The organism is Ruegeria sp. H8 (genome assembly GCF_056532905.1).
This window is the reverse complement of the sequence record NZ_JBQFNY010000009.1, coordinates 19,009-35,773: the sequence shown is the minus strand read 5'-3', so window position 1 is coordinate 35,773 and position 16,765 is coordinate 19,009. Positions and strand designations below refer to the sequence as shown.

At 55.6% G+C, this 16,765-nt stretch carries 16 protein-coding genes; 7 read left to right on the top strand and 9 right to left on the bottom strand.

Annotation, left to right across the window (positions count from 1 at the left end):
• The first annotated feature begins 2 nt into the window (after positions 1-2).
• Both maiA and ACR0A2_RS17865 read left to right on the top strand, forming a co-directional pair.
• Positions 3-641: a maleylacetoacetate isomerase gene (gene maiA, locus ACR0A2_RS17870; RefSeq protein WP_480836507.1), complete on the top strand. Its 639-nt coding sequence runs from the start codon at positions 3-5 to the stop codon at positions 639-641.
• A gap of 86 nt (positions 642-727) precedes the next feature.
• Positions 728-1,081: a DOPA 4,5-dioxygenase family protein gene (locus tag ACR0A2_RS17865; protein WP_480836505.1), complete on the top strand. Its 354-nt coding sequence runs from the start codon at positions 728-730 to the stop codon at positions 1,079-1,081.
• Here the strand turns inward: ACR0A2_RS17865 and ACR0A2_RS17860 are convergent.
• Positions 1,060-2,688, bottom strand: coding sequence for an acyl-CoA synthetase (locus ACR0A2_RS17860; protein WP_480836503.1), 1,629 nt, complete (start codon positions 2,686-2,688; stop codon positions 1,060-1,062). The two genes, ACR0A2_RS17865 and ACR0A2_RS17860, sit on opposite strands and share 22 nt — an antisense overlap.
• Positions 2,689-2,909: 221 nt before the next feature.
• On the opposite strand from ACR0A2_RS17860, the gene ACR0A2_RS17855 reads away from it, so the two are divergent.
• On the top strand, positions 2,910-4,301 hold the full coding sequence (locus tag ACR0A2_RS17855; RefSeq protein ID WP_171120373.1) for an aminotransferase family protein: 1,392 nt from the start codon (positions 2,910-2,912) through the stop codon (positions 4,299-4,301).
• A 90-nt stretch (positions 4,302-4,391) separates the two neighbouring features.
• Here ACR0A2_RS17855 and ACR0A2_RS17850 read toward each other — a convergent pair whose 3' ends face one another.
• From ACR0A2_RS17850 to ACR0A2_RS17830, 5 genes are all read right to left on the bottom strand, one after another.
• Complete coding sequence (locus ACR0A2_RS17850) at positions 4,392-5,567, bottom strand: S41 family peptidase (RefSeq protein ID WP_480836501.1); 1,176 nt, start codon at positions 5,565-5,567, stop codon at positions 4,392-4,394.
• Between the two features lie 126 nt (positions 5,568-5,693).
• On the bottom strand, positions 5,694-6,059 hold the full coding sequence (gene rplT / locus ACR0A2_RS17845; protein WP_152457001.1) for a 50S ribosomal protein L20: 366 nt from the start codon (positions 6,057-6,059) through the stop codon (positions 5,694-5,696).
• A gap of 14 nt (positions 6,060-6,073) precedes the next feature.
• Positions 6,074-6,274 (bottom strand): 50S ribosomal protein L35, encoded by a 201-nt coding sequence (gene rpmI, locus ACR0A2_RS17840; protein ID WP_010443552.1) that lies wholly within the window; start codon positions 6,272-6,274, stop codon positions 6,074-6,076.
• Positions 6,275-6,457: 183 nt separating this feature from the next.
• On the bottom strand, positions 6,458-8,008 hold the full coding sequence (locus ACR0A2_RS17835; RefSeq protein ID WP_480836499.1) for an alanine/glycine:cation symporter family protein: 1,551 nt from the start codon (positions 8,006-8,008) through the stop codon (positions 6,458-6,460).
• Positions 8,009-8,021: 13 nt separating this feature from the next.
• The gene (locus ACR0A2_RS17830; RefSeq protein ID WP_152456999.1) at positions 8,022-8,459 is read right to left on the bottom strand and encodes a universal stress protein; all 438 of its coding nucleotides are present in this window, start codon (positions 8,457-8,459) and stop codon (positions 8,022-8,024) included.
• Between the two features lie 198 nt (positions 8,460-8,657).
• Here ACR0A2_RS17830 and ACR0A2_RS17825 point away from each other — a divergent pair, with 198 nt between their 5' ends.
• Positions 8,658-9,119: an Lrp/AsnC family transcriptional regulator gene (locus ACR0A2_RS17825; RefSeq protein ID WP_245218193.1), complete on the top strand. Its 462-nt coding sequence runs from the start codon at positions 8,658-8,660 to the stop codon at positions 9,117-9,119.
• Positions 9,120-9,131: 12 nt separating this feature from the next.
• Here the strand turns inward: ACR0A2_RS17825 and pyk are convergent, their stop codons facing one another.
• The gene (pyk, locus tag ACR0A2_RS17820) at positions 9,132-10,577 is read right to left on the bottom strand and encodes a pyruvate kinase (RefSeq protein ID WP_480836497.1); all 1,446 of its coding nucleotides are present in this window, start codon (positions 10,575-10,577) and stop codon (positions 9,132-9,134) included.
• A 142-nt stretch (positions 10,578-10,719) separates the two neighbouring features.
• Between pyk and ACR0A2_RS17815 the strand changes: the two genes are divergently transcribed.
• The 3 genes from ACR0A2_RS17815 to ACR0A2_RS17805 all read left to right on the top strand — a co-directional run bounded on the left by ACR0A2_RS17815 (position 10,720) and on the right by ACR0A2_RS17805 (position 12,186).
• Positions 10,720-11,457, top strand: a complete 738-nt coding sequence (locus ACR0A2_RS17815; RefSeq protein ID WP_480836495.1) for an N-formylglutamate amidohydrolase — start codon at positions 10,720-10,722, stop codon at positions 11,455-11,457.
• Positions 11,458-11,544: 87 nt separating this feature from the next.
• On the top strand, positions 11,545-11,784 hold the full coding sequence (locus ACR0A2_RS17810; RefSeq protein ID WP_152456995.1) for a DUF6868 family protein: 240 nt from the start codon (positions 11,545-11,547) through the stop codon (positions 11,782-11,784).
• An 87-nt stretch (positions 11,785-11,871) separates the two neighbouring features.
• Positions 11,872-12,186 (top strand): DUF1244 domain-containing protein, encoded by a 315-nt coding sequence (locus ACR0A2_RS17805; protein ID WP_152456994.1) that lies wholly within the window; start codon positions 11,872-11,874, stop codon positions 12,184-12,186.
• 127 nt (positions 12,187-12,313) lie between these two features.
• Here ACR0A2_RS17805 and ACR0A2_RS17800 read toward each other — a convergent pair whose 3' ends face one another.
• Positions 12,314-12,913, bottom strand: a complete 600-nt coding sequence (locus ACR0A2_RS17800) for a carboxymuconolactone decarboxylase family protein (RefSeq protein ID WP_254430130.1) — start codon at positions 12,911-12,913, stop codon at positions 12,314-12,316.
• 367 nt (positions 12,914-13,280) lie between these two features.
• Complete coding sequence (locus tag ACR0A2_RS17795) at positions 13,281-15,929, bottom strand: AsmA family protein (protein WP_480836492.1); 2,649 nt, start codon at positions 15,927-15,929, stop codon at positions 13,281-13,283.
• Between the last annotated feature and the right edge of the window lie 836 nt (positions 15,930-16,765).

The window sequence follows — 16,765 nt, the reverse complement described above, 5'->3', positions numbered from 1 at the left end:
ATGTGAGCAAAACCGTCCTTTATGACTATTGGCGGTCCTCGGCCAGCTATCGGGTGCGGATCGCCCTGAATCTGGCCGGGATCGACTATCGCGCGGTTGTCGTCGACCTGGTGGGCGGCGAACACAAGGGCGATGCACATATCGCGCGAAATCCGCAAGGGTTGGTTCCGGTGCTGGATATTGACGGGCAGCGGCTGACGCAGTCTCTGGCCATTCTCGACTATCTGGACCAGACACGTGAATTGAACCTTCTGCCCGACGATGCAGCAGGGCGCGCGCGCGTGCAGGCGCTGGCCTATGCGATTGCGGTGGACATTCACCCTGTTTGCAACCTTTCAGTTGCCCGCCATGCGACCACCCTCAGCAAAGATCCGACCGACATGCCCGGAGAGTGGATGCGGCACTTCATCCGGCCGGGGTTGCAGGCCTTCGAGACCATGTTGAGTGAGTTTGAACAAACCCCCTATTGTGTCGGTTCACAGCCCGGCCTCGCCGACATCTGCCTGATCCCGCAGATCTACAATGCACGCCGGTGGAAGGTCGACCTGTCGGACATGCCGCGTCTGCTGGGTGTCGAAAAGGCCTGTGCCGATCACCCCGCATTTGTCGCGGCGCATCCTGACAGGCACGCACCCCAATAAGCTTGCACAGGTCCTGTGTGCCGGTGTGCCTAGGCGTTCGTCGCAATCGGACTTAGCTTTGTTTCATCAAAGCAAAAGAGGTTCTGATGCCCGAGATCACCGGATACCACGCCCATGTCTATTTCGACGCCGACACGCAGCACACGGCGCAACAGGTCTGCGAAGAGGCCGCCCGTCTGTTCCCCGTCCGGATGGGGCACATGCATAGCCGCAATGTCGGCCCCCACCCGCGCTGGAGCTGCCAATTGAGCTTTGCCGCTGATGCCTTCGATCAGGTCACTCCGTGGTTGATGCTGAACCGGCGGGGCCTTACCGTTTTCACCCACCCGGAAACCGGCGACCATCTCGCCGATCACCGCGATCGCGCGATTTGGATGGGTGAAATGCTGGATCTGGACCTGTCGATCTTTGACACGCTTCAGCCCAGCGCCCGCGCCTGATCCCGCAAAACGAATTTCTGCACTTTGCCGGTTGAAGTCTTCGGCAGGGTGCCAAACACCACGGTCTTGGGCGCTTTGAAATGGGCCATGTTGTCCCGGCAAAAGGCAATCAGCTCTGCCTCGGTCGCGGTTGTACCGGGCTTCAGTTCGACAAAGGCACAGGGGGTTTCGCCCCATTTCTCGTCTGGCCGGGCCACAACCGCGGCTTCCATGACTGCCGGGTGTTTGTAGAGAATGCCCTCGACCTCGACGGAGGAGATATTCTCGCCGCCTGAAATGATGATGTCCTTGGACCGGTCTTTGAGCGCGATATAGCCATCCGGATGCATGACGCCCAAATCGCCGGATGCGAACCAGCCGCCCTTGAAGGCCCCATCGGTGGCATCAGGGTTCTTGAGATACCCTTTCATCACCACGTTGCCCTGCATAAAGATCTCGCCCATGGTTTCGCCATCCGCGGGCACGGGCTCCATCGTTTCGGGATCGGCCACCATCAGGCCAGACAGCGCCGTATACCGCACGCCCTGCCTTACTTTCAGGGCAGCACGGTCTTCGGGTCCCTTGTCGTTCCATTCATCCTTCCAGGCACAAACGACCGAAGGCCCGTAAGTCTCGGTCAGGCCATAAACGTGCGTGACCTCGACCCCCATCGCCTCCATCGCTTCGATCACGGCGGCCGGCGGCGGAGCGCCCGCGGTCATCACCTTGATCTGATGGTCAAAGTCTTTCAGTTCATCCGGCGCGTGGGCCAACATGTTCAAAACGATGGGAGCGCCACAGAAATGGGTGACCTTCTCATCGCGGAATGCCGCATAGATCGGCTCGGCACGCACGGCGCGCAGACAGACGGACACGCCCGCATTGGCGGCCATGGCCCAGGGGAAGCACCAGCCGTTGCAGTGAAACATCGGCAAGGTCCACAGATAGATCGAATGCTTGGGCATATCCCAGTCCAGCAAATCCGATTGTGCATTCAGGGTGGCGCCGCGGTGGTGATAAACCACGCCCTTGGGATTGCCCGTTGTGCCGGACGTATAGTTCAGCGTGATCGCGTCCCATTCGTCCTCGGGCAGTGACCAGTCAAATTCCGGGTCGCCCTCTGATATCAGGGCGTCATAGGTCAGGCTGCCAAGCCTTTCACCGCCTTCAAAGCTGGGATCCTCGATGTCGATTACCAGAATATCATGATCAACCTGCTCCAGCGCCTCTTTCACGACGCCGGAAAACTCGGGGTCAACCAACAAGACCTTGGCTTCGGCGTGGTTCAGGATGAAAGCGACTATCGGAGCATCCAGACGCGTGTTGATGGCGTTCAAAACGGCACCGGCCATGGGCACACCAAAATGCGCTTCGTACATCTCGGGGATGTTTGCAGCGATAATTGAAACGGTATCCCCCTTTCCGATACCCCGCGCATTCAGGGCCCCTGCCAGCCTGCGGCACCGGGCATAGGTTTCAGCCCAGGTATACCGCCGCTCACCATAAACGACCGACGGGTAATCGGGATAAACCTGCGCCGTGCGCTCAATGAACGAGAGGGGCGACAAGGGTGTGTAATTCGCCCGGCATTTGTCCAAATGACGCTCATAGATATTGGTCGCTGCCAACTGCTGATCCTCCCTGCACTCGGTTTGCGCGACTTGAGCACAAACTTGGTGCTCTGACAAATCCGTAGTATTACGGTACCCTTATTGACTGGCAATACGGGATGGTGCGATCTGGCCCTACTTGGATCCGGCCATTCGCGGTGATCTGAAGCATCTTAAACATATGCCGGGGCACGCCATTTCCGCACCCCGTGCACCGCACCTCACTGAAAGGACTTGTCATGGACGGCACGTTCAACGAAAACGATCTTTCCCGCGTGGTCGAAGCCGACCGCGCCCATATCTGGCATCATCTGATCCAGCACAAACCCTTTGAAACCAATGACCCCCGCATCATTGTCGAAGGCAAGGGCATGCGCGTCTGGGACCAGAAAGGCAAAGAGCATCTGGATGCGGTTTCCGGCGGCGTCTGGACTGTCAACGTCGGCTATGGCCGCGAATCGATCTGCAAAGCCGTTTACGACCAGCTGATGAAGCTGTGCTATTTCGCCAATTCGGCCGGCTCGATCCCCGGCGCGATCTTTGCCGAGCAACTGATCGACAAGATGCCCGGCATGAGCCGCGTATACTACACCAACTCAGGGAGCGAGGCGAACGAGAAGGCGTTCAAGATGGTGCGCCAGATCGCGCACAAGAAGTACGGCGGCAAGAAGACCAAGATCCTGTATCGTGACCGCGATTATCACGGCTCGACTCTGGCGACGATGTCGGCAGGCGGTCAGGACGAGCGCACCGCACAATACGGCCCCTTTGCGCCTGATTTCGTGCGCGTGCCCCACTGCATGGAATATCGCAAGCACGAGCTGGACGGCGCCCCCGAAGAGAACTTCGGCGAATGGGCCGCAGATCAGATCGAACAGGTCATCCTGCGCGAAGGTCCCGACACCGTCGGCGCACTGTGCCTCGAGCCGGTGACCGCAGGTGGCGGCGTGATCGAAGCGCCCGAAGGATACTGGCAGCGCGTGCAGGAGATCTGCAAGAAATACGACGTGCTGCTGCATATCGACGAGGTTGTCTGCGGCGTGGGCCGCACCGGCACATGGTTCGGTTATCAGCAATACGGCATCAAGCCGGATTTCGTGACCATGGCCAAGGGCGTCGCCTCGGGCTATGCCGCGATTGCCTGCATGGTCACCACCGAGGAAGTCTTTGACATGTTCAAGGATGATGCTTCGGACCCGATGAGCTATTTCCGCGACATCTCGACCTTTGGTGGCTGCACTGCCGGTCCGGCGGCTGCGATCGAAAACATGCGCATTATCGAGGATGAAAACCTGCTGGGCAATTGCGCGGCCATGGGTGACCGCATGATGGGCAACCTTCAGGCGCTGATGGAAAAACACAAGGTCATTGGCGACGTGCGCGGCAAGGGCCTGTTCCTGGGTGCCGAGCTGGTCGCAGACCGTACCAGCAAAGAGCCTGTGGACGAGAAACTGGCACAAGCGGTTGTGGCCGACTGTATGAACCAGGGCGTGATCATCGGTGTCACAAATCGCTCGATCCCAAGCCGCAACAACACGCTGTGCTTCTCGCCTGCCCTGATCGCGACGGCCGATGACATTGACCAGATCACCGACGCGGTCGATGGCGCGCTGGGGCGTGTGTTCGGGTGAATTCCCTCAATGAATTTACGAAAACCGGCGCTGAATGCGCCGGTTTTTTTGCGTTCGCGTGGCATCTACGCGGGCTTTCCTGCCATTCGTCTAATTTCTCAGACTTCTGAGAATTCGTTGATAGAACGCGCCGTGTGCATCGTCAGCGGTAGGTTCGGTGATCAATTCCCAATCCAAATCCAGTGTTCCAGCCGGAACTAGTTGCCGCGCGATCTCGGCTGGTGTGGTTTCATCGCTGGTTCCGTTCTCCCAATCATGAAAAGCCGATGAGTATCGAACGACCGCCCCGCTGGTGGGCAAATCGAGCGAACCTCCCTCGGCAAAAAACGTCAACCCGTCACCCATTTCTTCCCCTATGAGCTTGAGCCTAGGTCCCAATCGATGTTTGAGGATGGCGACAAAAACTATCGCAGCCGAAAACGTGAATTTATCGACAAGCACAACAACCTGCCTGCTTGCGTTTTCACAGATGGCGTCGATCAAGGGCATCGTTTTGAGAAAGTCGCCACCGGTGTTTCCACGAATGTCAATCAAGAGCGTTTTTTCCGAGCAAACGCTTACTTGTTCTGCTGCACTTGAGATGGCTTTCGGCAGCGCACCTTCTCCTGAATCGAGAAAACTGGGCAACAGTATCGAAAGCCCAAGTCCCCGCCAGCCCTTAGTCTCCACAAGTCTCTCGGGTGTCCAAGCCGGATCGGCCCGGCCATGCTCGTTTCTCGGGTAGAGCGTTGATGCAGGAACCGTATGACCGTTTTCCACTTTGAATCCGGATATCTGACCGTTCTCGTCTTGCACGCGATACTCGGTCGTTTCGTCTTTTGAGGAAAAACCGAGACGAGCCAAAGCATAGGGCCACACGAGTATAATCGATCCGATTACCCGTTTCCTTTGGCGCGTTCCTGCCAGAAATGTTTCTGAGGCGGCTTCGATTTGACTTAACGGTGTGCCGTTGACTGCAACCAGCTTTCCTCTGGGCGCCGTTGTTTCTGGTGCCGTACCAACTAACTGGATGGCAGTTCCGATGCTCACGAATCTCAGCGGGAGCACCGAGATGGCATCATTCGGAATCAGCCGTGTGTGCCCGTTGTCGGGAAGTGCCAGTAGGCGCATTGTTGAAAACAGAAAGGCCTCTTTTTGACCTTCTGAAGCGTATCTTCGGGCATCACTAATGCAACTGTCTATCGCCGTCTGTTCGATCCGCCGAAAGCTGGGATCGCGTGGCAAGGCAGTTTCTAAAACTTGCTCAAAGTCTTGTACCAGCGACATAGTTTAAGGTGCGCACGACTGCTGGACGATGTCCAGAGTGTGCTTAACACCGACGTCCAATCTATGGAAAGCAAAAAAGCCGCCCCAAATGGGACGGCCTTTCTTTCACTGTCTCTCGAAAGAGGATCAGGCGGTCAGAGCTGCCTGAGCTTTGGCGACGATCGCGCCGAACGCTTCCGGTTCGTGCACGGCCAGGTCGGCCAGAACTTTGCGGTCCACTTCAATGCCGGCCAGGTTCAAGCCGTTGATGAAGCGGGAATATGTCAGGGCCTCGTCATGCGAACGCACAGCAGCGTTGATCCGCTGGATCCACAGGGCGCGGAAGTTGCGCTTGCGGTTCTTGCGGTCGCGGGTTGCATACTGGTTGGCCTTGTCGACGGCCTGACGGGCAACCTTGAAGGTGCTCTTGCGGCGGCCATAGTAACCTTTGGCGGCCTTGATGACCTTCTTGTGACGGGCGTGAGTTACGGTTCCACCTTTAACGCGGGACATCTCTTAATCTCCTCTTAGCGGTCGTAGGGCATGTAGCCCTTGACGATCTTGGCGTCGGGGGCGGACAGGGTGGTGTTGCCACGGGCGTCGCGGATGAATTTCTTGGTCCGCTTGATCATGCCGTGCCGTTTGCCGGCCTGGCCAGCAAGGACCTTACCGGTCGCAGTCACCTTGAAGCGCTTTTTGGCGCTCGACTTGGTCTTCATCTTAGGCATTTCCGTCTCCTTTTTCGGGTTCGGTTCCAGACGCGACTCGGCATGCCATCTCGGCCGGTCACGCGATCAGAAGCGCCGTTTACGCAAGTTCGGTCATACTGGCAAGAGGGTTTGGATCAGAATCTGCGCTTTTTGCCGGCTGATCGGGCACTGGGGCGACATAGGCCGCCCCAGTGATTGGGTTTAGTGTTCGAATTTCCGGATTTCACCGGTTTTCAGGCGCTCGGAATACGAGGCCAGCTCCTGACGCACCACTTTCATCAGGAAGTAGAGCGCAAAGACGTTGACCACCGCCATCGCAAAGATCGCCGCATCCGAGAAGTCGATGACCGGGCCAAGGTTGGCTGCGGCACCGATGACGACGAAGATGCAGAAGATGATCTTGAACACCAGCTCTTTGGTGTGGCCCTCACCGAACAGGTAAGTCCAGGCCTTGAGGCCATAGTAGGACCAGCTGATCATGGTCGAGAAGGCAAACAGGATCACCGCAACCGCCAAGATATAAGGGAAGAAACCGAACGCGCTGCCGAAGGCGGCAGAGGTCAGGCTGACACCCGAGTTGCCGTCAACAGTGGCAATCGCCGTGCCGGCCTCATTCAGCATGTAGTTGCCGGTTTCCGGATCGATGATCAATTGCTGGGTGATGATGATGACCAAAGCGGTCATCGTGCAGATCACCACGGTGTCGATGAACGGTTCCAGCAAGGAAACGAAGCCTTCAGTGATCGGTTCCTTGGTCCGAACAGCCGAGTGCGCAATCGCTGCCGAGCCAACACCCGCTTCGTTCGAAAACGCCGCACGTTTGAAGCCTTGGATCAGCGCCCCGACCATGCCGCCTGCAACACCCAGACCGGTGAAGGCGCCGGCGAAGATCTGACCAAAGGCCCAGCCGATCATATCCGCATTCATCAAGATGATGACCAGAGCGGTCAGAACATAGAGAATGCCCATGAACGGTACCACCTTCTCGGTCACCCGTGCGATAGACTTCAGGCCACCAACGATGACCATGAAAACAACCGCTGCGAAGACCAGCCCGGTAATCCAGCCCGGATAGTCACCCACGATTCCCGCGATCTGCTGATGCGCCTGATTGGCCTGGAACATGTTGCCCCCACCCAGCGCGCCAAGGATACAGAAGATCGAGAACAAAACCGCCAGGATCTTGCCACCCGGCAAGCCCAGTTCGTTGAACCCTTTGGACATATAGTACATCGGGCCACCCGAAACGGTGCCGTCTTCGTACTCGTTGCGGTACTTCACGCCCAGCGTACATTCGGTGAATTTCGACGCCATCCCCAGAAGACCCGCCAGGATCATCCAGAAGGTTGCGCCCGGTCCGCCGATGCCGACGGCAACAGCAACACCCGCGATATTGCCCAGACCGACTGTACCGGAAAGCGCTGTGGCCAGAGCCTGAAAATGGCTGACCTCGCCCGCATCATTGGGGTCGGAATAGTCACCTTTGACAAGACTGATTGCGTGGCCAAAAAACCGCATCTGCACAAAAGCAAAATACAGCGTGAAAACCGTCGCAGCGATCACCAGCCACATCACGATCCATGGGAAACTGGTCCCGGGGAATGGCGCGAAGATGAAGCTGACGAATGGACCGGTCAGATTAGCGAAAGTCTGGTTGATTTTTTCATCAAGCCCCGGAGCTTCTTGCGCAAAGGCAGGGCTGGCGGCAATAGCGGCTGCCATTGAGGCGCCGAGTTGTTTAAGCATTCTCATTTTGTCCCTCCCTTCAGTTCACAACCGTGACCGGAACATCGGCATGCATCACAAGGTTCTGGGTCGAGCTACCGAAGATACGTTTCTTGATCCCGTCCGCCGAAGACCGGCCGACAACGATCTGCGAGCCGCCCATTTCCATTGTAATGGCGTTCAAGGTCTCGGCCACGTCGCCGTGGCGAACAACACCCTGCGCTTCAAAACCAGCCTCTCTGAGGGCCTCAACGGCAGGTGTCACGATCCGCGACGTTGCCAGATCAACCTCTTCTTCCCGTCGCTTGTGACGCTGCGCGTTTTCTTCCGGTGTCTGAAAGGTGTAAGGGGACCATTCAATCACATAAGCGACCACCAGTTCACACGACCCGATCAACTTTGCCAAATCTTTGGCAAAGGTAATCACGCGCTCACCGGTCTCTGTCCCGTCGAGTCCTATGACAATCTTTGTTGTCATGTCGTTCCTCCATTATTTTTCATTTGGCCGAGGCCCGTGCCCCCGGCAGGGCAGCCGGAACTTGGAACTTTCAATAAGACCGCCCTTTGGTAAGTATCAGGAATTTTCACTAGGGATTGGGGATTTTTTTGGTCTATATTCAGTGGAAATTGTCGTTTTACACTAAAATTACAGGAAGTTTTACTGATTAGTAGAGAATTGGACAATATCGATCAACGCATCCTGCACGAGCTTGAGGCCAATGGCCGGCTCTCAATAGTTGAGCTTGCGGCGCGCGTAAACCTTACGAATACGCCCTGTTCCGAACGTGTGAAACGGCTGGAAAAGAACGGCTATATCAAGGGCTACAGCGCCATCGTCGACAAAGAGAGAATGGGGCTGGCCCTTCTGACCGTCGTACAGGTGTCGTTGACCGCAACGGCCGAGCAATCCCTGGAAAAATTCAACGAGGCCGTACGCGATGTGCCGGAAATCGAAAGCTGCCTGATGGTGGCAGGGTCGTTCGATTATCTTCTGACTGTCCGCACCCGCGATATCGCGCATTTCCGGATGATACTGGGTGAGAAAATCAACAAGCTGCCCGGGATTCACCAAACCAGCTCATTCACGGTCATGGAGGCCGTGAAAGAGCCGGTTGGCCAACGGGTGTCCGGGCTTTGATGCCCGTTCCGGTTATTCGGGATCCGTGCTGTAGATCAGTCGCTCGTCACAGGGCGCCACGCGCAGAATGTTGGTGGTACCCGGTACGTTGAACGGCACCCCGGCGGTGACAACGATCTGGTCGGTTTCAGTTGCAAAGCCCCCTGCCCTTGCGGCGCGCGCTGCGTTTACAACCGCGCTTTTGAACCGTTCGAGCTCGGGCGTCATGACGCAGTTGCAACCCCAGCTCAGACAGAGCCTGCGCGCCGTTCCCATCAGCGACGTCATCGCGATAATCGGAACACCGGGACGTTCGCGCGCGGTCAATGCGGCTGTCGTGCCACTTTGCGTAAAGCAGCAGATCGCCTTGATATCGGTTTTCTCGGCTATTTCACGCGCGGCGGCAACAATCCCGTCCGCAACGGTGGTGCCCTTGGCGGTACGCGAGGCCGCGATGATCTGCGTATATGTCGGGTCGGCTTCGACTTCGATGGCAACCTTGTTCATCGTCTGCACCGCTTCGATCGGATAGGCACCGGCTGCCGATTCCGCGCTGAGCATGATGGCATCAGTGCCTTCGTAGATCGCCGTCGCAACATCCGACACTTCGGCACGGGTCGGCATCGGGCTTTCGATCATGCTTTCCAGCATCTGTGTGGCGACGATGACGGGCTTGGCTGCCCCGCGGCATTTACGGACCAGTCGTTTCTGGATCGGAGGCACGGCAGAAACAGGCAGTTCCACGCCCAGGTCGCCGCGTGCAACCATGATCCCGTCCGACGCATCAAGAATGTCGTCAAACGCCTCAACTGCGGCAGGTTTTTCAATCTTGGAAAGGATCGCTGCGCGACCATCCGCAAGCGCGCGGGCCTCGAAAACGTCCTTGGCGCGCTGTACGAAGCTCAGCGCCAACCAGTCGACACCCAGTTGGCAGACAAATTCCAGATCCTCTCGGTCCTTGGCCGACAAAGCCGCCAGCGGCAGCACCACATCAGGAACGTTGACACCCTTGCGGTTCGAGATCGTGCCACCCACCTCGACCGTGCAATTTGCAAAATCCTGCCCGCAGTCCTGAACGATCAGTCGGATCTTGCCGTCATTCACCAGCAGGCGCGCGCCCGGCTCAAGCGCCGCGAAAATCTCGGGATGCGGCAGGCAGACCCGGTTGATGTCGCCCGCAGCAGGGTCGAGGTCGAGCCGGAAGGACGCACCTTCTTCCAGCTCCTCTGCCTCATTGGCAAAGACACCAACGCGAAGCTTGGGCCCCTGAAGGTCGGCCAGAATGGCAATCGGGCTGTCCAGATCTTTTTCCACCTGCCGAATAATCTTGTGCCGTTCGCGGATCTCATCATGGCTGCCATGGCTCATGTTCAAACGAAAGACATCCGCGCCAGCCTCGTGCAGGGCACTAATCGTGTCATAGTCATTTGACGCTGGCCCCAGCGTCGCCACGATTTTCACATTTCTTAGGCGTCGCATTGGCATAGACCTCCTTACGTCATCTCAAGTTTGCAGATCAGCTTACGCAAAATGTTACCGCAAACATCATCTCGATGCTTATTGCGCAATTCCCTTTTCAAAGCAACTGCCCTACACCAGCGGCAAACAAGATGACAGGCTCATGACATACACTCCATTTTTCGTCCACGGTGCGGATCGCCCGTCTCGCTGGCTGATTACATGCGACCATGCAACCAATACTGTTCCCCCTGACGTAAATGGCGGCGATCTCGGTCTGCCGCGCGAAGATATGGAACGCCATATCGCCTATGATGTCGGCGCGTATGAGGTGTCGAAACATTTGGGCGAGATCCTGAACGCGCCTGTGATTGCCGCCAACTTCTCGCGGCTGGTCATCGATCCGAACCGGGGTGAGGACGATCCCACGCTGTTGATGAAGCTCTATGATGGGTCAATCATACCCGGAAATCGCCATGCAGATGATGACGAGCGCGAACGTCGCCTGAATATGTGCTACCGCCCCTACCACGAGGCACTGGCACAAATGGCGGCCCTGCCCCATGCTGTGATCGTTTCGATGCATTCCTTCACCCGCCAGCTGCGCGGTCGTGAGGCGCGCCCGTGGCACATTGGCGTGCTGCACACCTCGGACGAGCGGTTCTCTGGCCCGCTGATCGAAAGGCTTCAGGCCGAGGAAGATCTGTGCGTTGGCGTCAACCAGCCGTATACCGGAGTTCTGCCGGGGGATGCGATTGACAAACACTGTACCGCGTTTGGACGCCCCAACGCACTGATCGAGCTGCGCAACGACTTGATCGCAGACCATGCGGGGCAAAGGGAATGGGCCGAGCGATTGGCGGTGATCCTGCAAGATGCATTGGAAGCCAGCGACCTTTGACCGCAAGTCCTGCGCGTGCTTTTCCGCGCATCACGCTGTTGTGAGCACGGCCTTCATGTCCCATATCAACTGGGAAAGGGGGTCATCATGACACAAGAGTTTTTGACGACGTTTTTTGGTTGGATGGCCGTGCTCAATATCGCGGTGCTTCTGTTTACCACCCTGATGGTTCTGCTTTTGCAGGATTGGATTGCCGACATTCACGGCAGGATGTTTCGGATGGAACGCCCGGATGTGAAACGCGCCTATTTCAGGTATCTTGCGAACTACAAAATCCTGACGCTGGTTTTCTGCATCGTGCCTTGGCTAGCATTGAAATTGATGTGAAAAGGCGCTTCGGCACGTCCGTTTCTTGTAACGGGTCCACTGGATTGTTAGGTCAGAAGCAACTCATTCGCCATCCGGAGCCAGATCATGGACAAGCAAACCGAAATTGAACTTCAGGCTGCCGCATTTCGCCGGTTGCAAAAGCACCTGATGGAAGACCGCACGGACGTTCAGAACATCGACATGATGAACCTCGCCGGGTTTTGTCGCAACTGCCTGTCGCGCTGGTACCAGGAAGCGGCAAACGAAAAGGGAATCGAACTGGGCAAGGATGAAGCCCGCGAGATTTTCTACGGCATGACGATGGATGAATGGAAATCGAAATATCAAACCGAGGCCAGCCCCGAGAAACAGGCCGCCTTCAAGGTTGCGTTCGAAGAAAACGTCGGCACGAAAGACTGACAACGCAGAGCTCAAAAAGGCCCGCCGATCCGGCGGGCCTGTTGATTTGGATTACCGTTTCAAGCTGTTGTGCCACGCCCGCCATACGCTTATTCGAGGCCCCTGGCCCAGACCGACAGATCAGAAGTCATGCGAAAAGCCCGTTTGCCTTGCCAAAATCAAGGTAGCACCTTTTGCTACGCAGGTTGTCGAGCACGTCTTCACCGGCGGAATTAGTATCTGAATGATACTCGGTAATTCCGGTGCCCTCTAACATACGATTCATCAAGTTGAACAAACCGCAAACTTGTATAGCGTCAAACAGCGCATTCTCGGACCAGCCGGCATCGTAGACTGCTTTTGCATCGGCTTCAGTCATGCGGGAGGGGCTGGTTGTTAATTTCCCGGAATAAGCCAAAATGGGTTTTAGACTGTCGTCGATATCCGCGCTTTCAAGATCATCCATCAAATCCTCGATGGTGCTGACATCAATGCCGAAAGCCTTGGCATGCACGGTGTGCGCGCCATGACAAAAAGCGCAGGCGTTCAATCCGGAGACATAGGCTGCAATGATCTCTCGTTCCGCGATGCTGAGTTCACTGTCGCCCCGCATGACACGATTTTGGTACTCTGCCAGAGGTCCAAGTTTCTCCGGGAAAGCGCGATAGACGTGGCCCAGATTCGCGTCTTCGGGCATGGACGGAAACAGGTTTTTCATTTCAACCTCTCGAAAATCAGTATCTTGCATCCTAGCTGGGCTCCGGGCTTTCGCAAACAAGCAACCTTTTGCATGTCGCAAGGCGGCATGGGGTAGTTGGTGTTATCCCCGAAGATTGCAGTCAATTGCCGCGTTGCACGGTGTCAGTGTGCGTAAGCTGTTGGCTAGTTTTAGGCATGCACGGAGTGCCGGACCTGTTTTGGAAGCTGTGGAAGCCTGTGACTGATGATCCAGCCCTTGCCGCAAACACGGGGGTTCCGGGTGCCCACAAGACGTTGGACATCTAGCGTGGTTTGGCCTTCAATCCACGCTCCTTGCCCAAAACAGACATCTTTAGCAGTCACATTACGACCCTTCACGAACTCTGGGTTCAGGCAGGTACCGAGCCGCTCGCCTACTATTGGAGCTGCAAAATATCCGGAACACAGAGTTTTCTTTTGGCCGGCATTTTATCCGCACCATCAGATCGTTTCAGCCTTTTCGGCCCATCCTTGACCTTGACGTTCGGCTTGGACAATGGACCCCTCAAAGTCACTGGCCAGGGGCTTTTTGAAAGGGGTTCGCCAATCTTTCGGGGTTGCAGGTTCAAATCCAGAGATTTTCCCGCCACATTAACATCGCCAAAGACAACAACCTGGACATGATCTGTTTCCAGGGTGGTTTGTTTTGTCGAAAAATTTCCATTTGAAATATTGATCGGCGCGCGCAAGCATACGATTGGCGCAACCTTTTGTTTTTCTTTTGTAAATACCCAAGGTAAAACCCCAAGCCCCGCCAGATCCAGAAGCTGCGTTTCGATCGAGCCGTCCCGCATTGAAACTGTGGCGCTGCCATTCATGGTGTTGGCAAAGTGTTTTGGTGAATCAGTTCCCCCGGTTACCGAAAAATCAGCATAGATCGTACCGCTGGCGCCCTTTTTGAAGTTCAGATTGTGGAGGATGTCATCCAGCTGCCAGCCGCCCGCCTTGCCGGTCAACGTAAGCAGATGCGCGTCATTCGACAGATCCATTTGCCCGCTGACGTCGAAATGGGCGCCTCCGTACTCAAACTTCAACGGCCCGGCCTTAAGCTCTTCTTCGTTGAGAGTCAGATCACTCTGCAAACTGCTTATGCCTCTGGCGCCTTCGATATGCCGAAGATCAATATCAACATCCATATCCATACCGGACAAGAGAATTGAACGGCCGATAGGTTCAAGCGTCACATCTCTCAGCGGACCGGTGGCACTGTCTTCTTGATCGGCATCTTCCTCGTCTGCCTCTGAACCGCCTAACTTCCTCAACTGTGCGACGGCCTGAATGATGGTACGGATCTGATCTACCTTGATCAGCTCACTTTCAATAGTACCCCGCAATACAGGGGCACTTGTTGCATCATCAAGATCGGCCACGATTTGCAGGACAGAGTCGGCTACCTCGACAGCAGCATTTGCGTTCCAATCAGTGCCCTGGCTGACAAGCCCGATTTCAAACCGCGCAGGACCGGTTTCGACACGTTCAAGTGACAGCGCCTCCAACAGATCCGCCCCGGATGGGACATCGACATCAATTGCCAGATCCAGATCCTCGAATTTGAGCACGTTCTTGACCTTGCCATGCACCTCGAGATTCCAGACTTCCGTTTCGCTTGTCTGGCCATCCAGATTCGTTAGAGACAGCTGATTGATGCCGCCGTTCAAATGAAAGTTGCCGGAAAACCTGCCAAGCTGGTCGTCCGGCCCCAACAACTCTGGAGAGATCAGACTGCTTGCCGGAATATCCATCAGACCTTCAGCTGATATGCCTTGCAACCTCAGCGCATCATCGACCGATCCGTTCAAAATGACAAACGGATCAGCGGGGTTCCCAATTCTCAGGTTGATGCTTCCAACACGCAAGGCGCCTTCGGGTGTTCTGGATAGCTCGGAAAACTTGATTGGAGGCGGGCCTTCGCCCGAGGTGTCCAATGTGAACCCGTTGGTTTTGATAACCATTTGTCGCTGAGGAACCTGCCCAGGAACACTGTCCATTACCATATCAACCGCAACAAGTTTAAGATCATATCGTGATGCGGCGGGGGCTGGTTCAGCATTTTCCGGGTACAACCGAATACGTGTTGTCAGCGATACATCTTCGGGGTTTCCCAATTCCCCGATTTGCCCGTTCAGCGAGAGGCTTTGACCACCATCCAAATCCGCCAGCACGGCCAGATCATCGATCCGGGAAGTGCCGTTAGCCGTTTGGAACGTTGCGCCAATACGCCCAGAGCCTTCCAATACTCGATCAAGTTTCAGGATATCGAGAAGCTGACCAAGTTCCACAATCTCTATCGTCGTCCTCACCTCAAGCCCGGCTTCCGTAGGGACTTCTTCGGCAAGAATAGAGACTTGTTCAAAAACCGCTGTTATCCGAAACGGGTCTTGCGCTGGAAACGTTCCGCTGAGCTCAAACCTCTCGCCGTTCAGCGAACCTTCCCCAGCCGCAGAGGCCGTGTTGGTTTGATCGTCACGCTTCAAAAGCAGTTCAGGAAGCTGCAGATTCAGTTCAAGCCCATTCAATTCATTCTGATAAAAAATGGTGATGTCGGTCAGGTCAACTGTGCGGTCCGACAGAATTCCTGCGACCGGCAGCGTCGGAGGTTTTGCGGTTTGCGAAGCTGCTGCATTCGGTTGAGAAACAGAGCGCCAATTTCCAACGCCATCCTTGTCAGTGATCACGTTCAGGTGAAGACCCGACACAGAGAGGCCACTTAGAGAAAGCTTATTGTTCCAGAGGTCACGCGCGGAAACCTCGAATTCAAGTTTGTCGATTGCCGCCAGCTTCGCATCTGCTTCCGGCGCCCCGGGTAGTACCAACCCCGCCGCTGATATCTGCAACTGCCGACCCAGACCGAGACGCACTTCATCTTCTATTCTGACATCCTGACCAAGTTTCTTACTGATCAGGTTCTCGACAAAAGTGGCCCTGACCGAAGAAAACAACGCGGAGGACAGGAATAGCCAGGCCGCAAAGACAGAAACAAGCGCAACAGCGCAACAAATGAAAACACCTTTGACAACGTATCTCACGCTTCTCTCCCAAGGTTCCAAGTCATCTTGAGCATCCTCATCAGACTGGTCCAAGTTGATTGTTAGTGCATCATCGGCCTGTAATCCATTGAGATGATGGATTTAGGTGCACTAAAGCGATAACCACGTTGGCTGAGTGAGCAATATCGTCGGAAGCGCCGATCTATCCGCAGTGTCGACATGCTTGTTGTCGGCTCCAAACCAAAAAGCCAATGGAAATCGGTACGCGAGCGTCTTCAACGTTAATATCACCCAGTATGGTGTTAAATCATGGATTAAGAGCATTTATCCAAATCTAAACGATAAGATTTGGCCCTTTGGCATCGTTTTATGCGTCGTTTGTGCCTGTGAGTTTCGTTTTGCGAGGCTGTCGCGGAGAAGCCATTGATCCGGTGGATAAATTGGATTGATTTTGGTTTGAGGGCTTGTTTTTGGAAGTGTGGCGCTGGTTACGGGAGCAGGATTTGAACCTCTGACATTCAGGTTGTGAGCCTGACGAGGTTTGATCGTTTAGCCAACAGTCCAGTGGACTGTTTGTAGATCGAACGGTCTGCCTGGAATTATTGGTTGCGGGAGCAGGATTTGGCCTTTGCTGAACTATCGTTGTTTTGAGAAAGTTCAAATAATGCCAAGTGTGTGTCAAAGCTTGATCTTAGAAAAACTGGAGGAGAACATCCGAAAGCCACCTTTCGACAGAGCGGTTATGAGGTCATTGAGCCAGATGAAGCCAGGGCGGCTGTGTCCCGCATGGCGTATATTCTCCAGCGACTTGGCTTTCTAACTGCGGCGACAAGGGAATGGGGGCAAAGGTAGCTCGCGCCCGAAGCTGCCGTTGT

Coding starts and splice junctions, on each gene's coding strand:
- ACR0A2_RS17865 (WP_480836505.1), top strand. CDS start 728: ATGCCCGAGATCACCGGATACCACGCCCATGTCTATTTCGACGCCGAC.
- ACR0A2_RS17855 (WP_171120373.1), top strand. CDS start 2,910: ATGGACGGCACGTTCAACGAAAACGATCTTTCCCGCGTGGTCGAAGCC.
- ACR0A2_RS17850 (WP_480836501.1), bottom strand. CDS start 5,567: ATGTCGCTGGTACAAGACTTTGAGCAAGTTTTAGAAACTGCCTTGCCA.
- rplT (WP_152457001.1), bottom strand. CDS start 6,059: ATGTCCCGCGTTAAAGGTGGAACCGTAACTCACGCCCGTCACAAGAAG.
- rpmI (WP_010443552.1), bottom strand. CDS start 6,274: ATGCCTAAGATGAAGACCAAGTCGAGCGCCAAAAAGCGCTTCAAGGTG.
- ACR0A2_RS17835 (WP_480836499.1), bottom strand. CDS start 8,008: ATGAGAATGCTTAAACAACTCGGCGCCTCAATGGCAGCCGCTATTGCC.
- ACR0A2_RS17830 (WP_152456999.1), bottom strand. CDS start 8,459: ATGACAACAAAGATTGTCATAGGACTCGACGGGACAGAGACCGGTGAG.
- pyk (WP_480836497.1), bottom strand. CDS start 10,577: ATGCGACGCCTAAGAAATGTGAAAATCGTGGCGACGCTGGGGCCAGCG.
- ACR0A2_RS17815 (WP_480836495.1), top strand. CDS start 10,720: ATGACATACACTCCATTTTTCGTCCACGGTGCGGATCGCCCGTCTCGC.
- ACR0A2_RS17810 (WP_152456995.1), top strand. CDS start 11,545: ATGACACAAGAGTTTTTGACGACGTTTTTTGGTTGGATGGCCGTGCTC.
- ACR0A2_RS17805 (WP_152456994.1), top strand. CDS start 11,872: ATGGACAAGCAAACCGAAATTGAACTTCAGGCTGCCGCATTTCGCCGG.
- ACR0A2_RS17800 (WP_254430130.1), bottom strand. CDS start 12,913: ATGCAAGATACTGATTTTCGAGAGGTTGAAATGAAAAACCTGTTTCCG.